The organism is Bartonella sp. AA1HLJMS (assembly GCF_042197445.1).
GTDB lineage: Bacteria > Pseudomonadota > Alphaproteobacteria > Rhizobiales > Rhizobiaceae > Bartonella.
The window spans coordinates 1-1148 of the sequence record NZ_JBHIRW010000201.1 but is presented as its reverse complement, the minus strand read 5'-3'; the positions used below and the strand labels follow the sequence as shown (position 1 = coordinate 1148).

General features: G+C 40.7%; 3 protein-coding genes. All 3 read left to right on the top strand.

Going from position 1 to position 1148, the window contains the following annotated elements; genetic code table 11:
• Positions 1-579: lysozyme (locus ACFIQE_RS10610; protein ID WP_375707726.1), on the top strand; the 579-nt coding region annotated here is incomplete at its 5' end.
• The gene (locus ACFIQE_RS10605; protein WP_375707725.1) at positions 576-803 is read left to right on the top strand and encodes a hypothetical protein; all 228 of its coding nucleotides are present in this window, start codon (positions 576-578) and stop codon (positions 801-803) included. The genes ACFIQE_RS10610 and ACFIQE_RS10605, both read left to right, overlap by 4 nt.
• Positions 804-934: 131 nt before the next feature.
• Positions 935-1147, top strand: a complete 213-nt coding sequence (locus tag ACFIQE_RS10600) for a hypothetical protein (RefSeq protein WP_015856478.1) — start codon at positions 935-937, stop codon at positions 1145-1147.
• Position 1148: the final 1 nt, after the last annotated feature.

Here is a 1148-nt window from a genome sequence, read left to right as displayed (position 1 = left end):
GTGTGGACAATAGGTTATGGACATACAAACAATGCTGGAAAGCCTTTTGTTTATGAAGGCATGACCATCACGGAAAAGCAAGCAGAAGAACTTCTTTGCCAAGACTTAAGACAATTTGAAAATGCTGTTGAACGCGCTGTTACAGTTTCATTAACAGATGAACAATTCGCGGCGTTAGTATCTTTTTGCTATAATGTAGGAACAGGAGCCTTTTGTAACTCGACACTGTTAAAAAAGCTCAATCAAGGTGAATATGAAGCTGTCCCTGCCGAGCTACAGAAATGGACCAAAGCAGGCGGGAAGCGTCTTGAAGGTCTCGCACACCGGCGTGCGGCAGAAACAGGCTTATGGGCAAAAGGGGCTTATGTTTCCTCCAATTATCAAACAGTAGAAACGCAAGCACCAACGGGGGTTTTCAAAGCAGAAGCACTTGCACCGATTATTGGTTCTTTTTCTGGGCTTGGTGGTTTGTTAGCAGGAAATGGACCCATCCAATGGGCTTTGGCAACCATTATGGTTTTAGCCGCATGTGCTGGTATTTTCTTTGTTGCTAAACGCTTTCAGGAGCATCGTCTATGATCTTATGGATAAAAAGAAATCTGATGCTAACAGGTGCGGCTTTAGCCGCTTTTTTTATGATTTTAGCAAGAGCTTTTACTCTTGGGAAAAAAGCAGAGCAACAAAAGCAAACAGAAAAAGCTTTAAAAGCAGCCACAACACGTCTGGAGGTGGAAAGTGAAGTTAATCAAAAAAGTGATGCTGATGTGCGTGCTGCTCTCTCTGATTGGTTGCGCGACAAATAAATATGCTTCTTCTTGTGTTGGCTGGTTGCCAATTTATTTAAGCCGGAAAGATCTGAACACCATCAGTTCAAACTTAGCAAGAGAGATCTTAAAGCACAATAATCTAGGTGAACGCTTGTGTGGGTGGAAACATGGCTAGAAAAAAAACACAAGACGATATAGAGCTTACAGAAGCAGAAAAAGAAATACTTCAAGAAATCATCATGACCTACAAAAGTGTAAAAGTGATGTCTCGTTATACGAAATGGATTGTACTCATTATACTCTTATTAGCGCTTGATTTTTCACGTATTATGGATGCGTTTGTAAGTATTTTTACACAAAAACCAAATATCCGACTCTAAA

What these genes read in the sequence shown, in the direction of transcription:
- ACFIQE_RS10600 (WP_015856478.1), top strand. Translation starts at nt 935, where the DNA reads ATGGCTAGAAAAAAAACACAAGACGATATAGAGCTTACAGAAGCAGAA.
- ACFIQE_RS10605 (WP_375707725.1), top strand. Translation starts at nt 576, where the DNA reads ATGATCTTATGGATAAAAAGAAATCTGATGCTAACAGGTGCGGCTTTA.